The organism is Desulfonatronospira sp. (assembly GCA_003563255.1).
Lineage (GTDB): Bacteria > Desulfobacterota > Desulfovibrionia > Desulfovibrionales > Desulfonatronovibrionaceae > Desulfonatronospira.
Window position 1 is genome coordinate 1 of sequence record PWSL01000088.1, and the last position, 4,299, is coordinate 4,299.

At 55.1% G+C, this 4,299-nt stretch carries 6 protein-coding genes; all 6 read left to right on the forward strand.

Translation table 11 applies throughout. The features are described from left to right. The coding region (locus tag QZP87_RS02625) for a hypothetical protein (protein ID WP_291321364.1) at positions 1 to 254 on the forward strand (254 nt) is incomplete at its 5' end. Continuing rightward, entirely contained in the window at positions 251 to 2,338 is a 2,088-nt protein-coding gene (locus QZP87_RS02630) for a heavy metal translocating P-type ATPase (RefSeq protein ID WP_291321365.1), read from the forward strand. The genes QZP87_RS02625 and QZP87_RS02630, both read left to right, overlap by 4 nt. 1 nt (position 2,339) lies before the next feature. Beyond that, positions 2,340 to 3,098: a FeoA family protein gene (locus QZP87_RS02635; RefSeq protein ID WP_291321366.1), complete on the forward strand. Its 759-nt coding sequence runs from the start codon at positions 2,340 to 2,342 to the stop codon at positions 3,096 to 3,098. A gap of 104 nt (positions 3,099 to 3,202) precedes the next feature. Continuing rightward, a complete protein-coding gene (locus QZP87_RS02640; RefSeq protein ID WP_291321367.1) occupies positions 3,203 to 3,547 on the forward strand; it encodes a FeoA family protein in 345 nt (114 codons plus the stop codon). 24 nt (positions 3,548 to 3,571) lie between these two features. Beyond that, positions 3,572 to 3,898, forward strand: coding sequence for a hypothetical protein (locus QZP87_RS02645; RefSeq protein ID WP_291321368.1), 327 nt, complete (start codon positions 3,572 to 3,574; stop codon positions 3,896 to 3,898). A 4-nt stretch (positions 3,899 to 3,902) separates the two neighbouring features. Then, positions 3,903 to 4,298: a hypothetical protein gene (locus QZP87_RS02650; RefSeq protein WP_291321369.1), complete on the forward strand. Its 396-nt coding sequence runs from the start codon at positions 3,903 to 3,905 to the stop codon at positions 4,296 to 4,298. The last annotated feature ends 1 nt before the right edge of the window (position 4,299 follow it).

Here is a 4,299-nt window from a genome sequence, read left to right on the forward strand (position 1 = left end):
AAGGCGGTAGTTTTAACCCTGAGCACCCTGCACACTCCCAGTGCTGCGCCGGCAGGGGAGGAGTACCCTCCCGGCGGGGAGAAAAAAATCTGGCCAAACTGGGCATGACGGTTTGCCTGGGCTTACTGGTATTTACCGGCATGAGCAGCTCACCTTCCTCAAGGCGCTGGCATGTTCTTGCAGGTGCAGGCCTGATAGGTTTCAGTGCCTGGCATCACTGGCTTTATCCTTCAGACACCCGGGGCCGCACATGAGCAGGGCGGATTACTGGGACGCCGCGGAAATTCAGGTGGTACATTCCACCCCGGGCCGTATGCGCCTGAAGGGCAGGCTTTTTGCCAGTACGTCTCTGGACCAGGATTATGTCTGTGCCCTGGTATCCCAGATCTCAGGAGTCCAGGCTGTGCGCATCAACAGGGCTGCACGTTCTCTGATTGTAGAGCATGAAGCTAATAAAAGTATCCAGGAAGCTGTTATCACCTGTATCCAGGCCCTTCCCCTGGAAGCCTGTTCCCCGGACGGTCCAGGAGAGTATGGTCCGGACCTGATGGACGTAGGTTTCAAGGCCACGGCAGCACTGGCCACGCCGCTTCTGCCCATGCCTTTGAAGGCCGGGCTGAGCTGGTTGCTGGCTTTGCCGGTCCTGGGCAGGGGAATCGAAGCCCTGTTTTCCAGGGGGCTTAAAGTGGAAGCTCTGGATGCAGGAGTGAGACTTTTTTCACTGCTCAGGCGGGAGTATTTCGTGTCCAATACTGTAGGGGCCATGCTGGAGCTGGCGGCATACCTGGAAAATTCCAGCGCGGCACGTTCCGGAGAGCTGCTCAAAAACCTTCTTCGCTCTGATGTAGATACGGTAAGGGTGGAGAGGGACGGACAGGAATCAATAGTCGCCTTTGGCGAGGTGCTCAAGGAAGACGTGGTGGTCTGCGGCCCGGGAGAAATGGTTCCGGTGGATGGTGAGGTTATGGATGGCGATGCCCTGGTGGATACAAGCTCCATCACCGGTGAATCGGTGCCGCAGCATGTCAGGGAGTCCAGCCGGGTCCTTGCAGGCAGCATGGTGCACGAAGGCAGAATAAGAATCAGGGCGGGAGCCGTGGGCTCAGAGACCAGCATGGCCCGGCTGTCCAGATCTCTGGAAAAATCCCTGCGCAACAGATCTGTGGGCCAGAGACGCAGTGAAGCCCTGGCTGACAGGCTGGTGCCTTTCACTTTCGGCTCAGGCCTGGGCATCTATTTTCTCACCGGAAGTGCCTCCAGGGCGGCATCAGTTCTCACTGTGGACTACTCCTGCGCCATTAAAATGGCTGCACCTGTTTCAGTACGCACGGCCATGCATGCAGCCGGCAAGAACGGTGTACTCATAAAGGGGGCTCAGAGCCTGGAGGCCCTGGCCGGCATCGATACCGTGGTTTTCGACAAGACCGGTACCCTGACCAGGGGGTCCATGGAACTTACAGATGTTATCGCTGTGGACGGGTTCAGCGAAAACCAAGTGCTGGCACTGGCCGCCGGGGCCGAAGAACACTACGGGCATCCAGTGGCCCGGGCTGTGGTGCAGGAAGCCGTGCAAAGAGGGCTGCAGCTGCCCGGAATGAGTCAGGTGGACTTTGTTGTGGCCCACGGTGTGTCCGCCTACGTGCAGGATAAGCGGGTTCTGGTGGGCAGCCGCCACTTTATCCACGATGATGAGGGTGTGGACTGCACTGTTATGCAGCAGGAGGAAAAGAAACTGCTGGAACAGGGCAAGACCCTTCTTTACCTGGCCTTGGAGGATGGTCTTGCCGGGATCCTGGCCCTGCGCGACGTTTTACGCCCCGAGGCCGGAGAAGTGCTGCGGCGTCTGAAAAGCCAGGGCATAACCAGTATGGTCATGCTTACCGGGGACCAGGAACGTTCCGCCCGGGTCATGGCGGACAAGCTGCCCGAGCTTGACCTGGTGCTGGCGGGGCTCACGCCCGGAGACAAGGCCAGGGTCATCGCCTCTATGCAGGCAGAAGGACGCCGGGTGGCTTTTGTCGGGGACGGAGTGAACGATTCCCCCGGGCTTCTGGATGCAGATGTGGGCATCAGCATGCCCCTTGGGGCACAGCTGGCCAGGGATGCCGCCCAGGTGGTACTCATCAGAGACGATCTGCGGGGCCTGGTTCTGGCACACAATATTGCCAGAAATACAGAAATAAAGCTGCGCAACTGCCTGTGGTCGGCAGTAGGCATAAACTCAGCCCTGCTGGCCCTGGCCGGGATGGGTGTTCTGCCCACCCTGGCCTCTGCCGCGCTGCACAATGCCTCCACAGTGGGGATTCTTGCCTATGCGGCTGTTAATAATGGAGGATGAGATGAGCATCAGTTTAGCCCAGGCAATGTTTGATGAACCCTTAGTGCTGGTGGATGTGGCCTGCACGGAACTGGCTGACAGACTGGCCAGAATGGGCCTTTACCCGGGAAGTGAACTGATAAGACTGCAGGAAGAGGTATTTCTGCAGCCGGTCCGGGTCAGGGGACCCGGGGGAGATGTTGTTCTGCCCGGAGGAATGGCCTCCAAGGTTATAGTGCACCATGATGACGGACATAAAACTCCGGTTCTGGAGATGCTTCCAGGGGAGACCGGACATATTGAGGGGCTGGTGGGAGGCAGTTTTTTGTCCCAGAGTCTTGAGGTGCTGGGAATCCAAGAGCACGACCAGATACAGATGGTCCGCCGGGTACCGCCAATGGACTACCTGGTCCGGACTGCTCAGTCCAGGGTACAGTTGACCGAGTCCATGGCCGCTAAAATATGGGGGGAGATGAACGACAGGGAGATGCAGTTAGTCATGGCCGGAAAAAATAAAACTTTTCAGGTTAAAAAGATTCTTGGAGGACCCAGGGCCCACGAAAGGCTGCAGGAGGCAGGAATAATACCGGAATGCAGTATTGCCCTGGAAAGTGTAATGCCTGCTGCAAGTACCGGCATCAAAGACAGGGACCGCATAGTGCTGCGCGCGGACAGCGGACTGCGTATCTTTCTGCGCCTGGATCAGGCCGGAGACATCAGGGTGTATCCATTACATAAAACCAGCATGAATCAGGATGGCGGTCAGTCTGTAAGGCGTTGACGTAAAATTCGTTCTCTGTGTTAATCTCGCTACATTCTTTTTAAAGCAATGCCGCATATTAATTGAAAACGATTTTGAATTTCATAGTGAAAAAGGAGGCGAAAATGTTTAATAACAGCAGGACTGGCGGAAGAAAACGCTGGAGATGGGGCCGCAAAGCAGGAGGTTCTCGTGATGAAGACAGTAGCAGAAACAAGACCCTGGATTGCCTGCATTATGACGAGGAGGGCGAGGTGGAGTCGGTTCCTGACCATGCTCTGCTCGGGCCTCTTGGATTCAGGCCGGGAAAAAAGGTCAGGGTGCTTACCAGAGCCAGGTTCGGAGGGCCCATCATGGCAGACATCGAAGGCAGGCATACCGCCCTGGGACTGAGCATCGCCAGGCAGATAAGGCTTTGCAACTGCAGGCGCTGCAGCAAAAAAGACGGAAGAGGCCACAGTGACAGGTAAACAAAACTTTCAGGGTACAGCAGGATGAACAAGAATGAACTTTCTCACTTGAAGGACATCATTGCCGGCCTTGAATTCAAAGCCGACCATCAGTTAGAGATACTCTCCAGAATGGTCCGGGAGCAGAAATGCTGCCAGCAGAATGCTTTCTGCCAGGAATGGTTGAAGGATTTGCAGGAGCGGGAAAAAAAGCTGGTCCATGCTGTGCAGGAAGCCATAGAAGTTCTGGAGGAAAGCAAAAAGTCCTTTCGTTCCAGGCAATTGGAGAGGCTCAGGAAAAAGCTGATTTCGGTCCTGGTGGATCTGGGTCCGCAAGGAAACAATTGTACAGATATAAAAACAAAGAGGTAAACTTATGCATGATTCAAGGCTGTTCAATATATATCACAAAAAAAGCATGGGCAATCTGCATCTGAAACTTTACGGTTTTTTTGCAGGCTTCGCTGCTTCTCTTGTGGGAGAAACCCTGCAGGAGCATCATAAAGAATGCAACAGGCTGTTTATTGACACCAGAGGGATAAGCCAGGTGGATCCCTTTGGGATTTTTGTTCTTCACGAGTTCATGAGTCGCTTTCCGGAAATTGCCCGCAGGGTGTACTTCAAGGGCTCCAAGGGAGAGGTTCTGGCCGTGGATGAGCAGCGTGTGCTCAAGTTCAGGAAGAGAGCTGGTTGTGGATGCTCAGGGAAATGCAAAGAATGTGGCTGCGCAAAAAAACCAGATTCCCTGAAAACCGCTGTGGAAAACTTTTAAC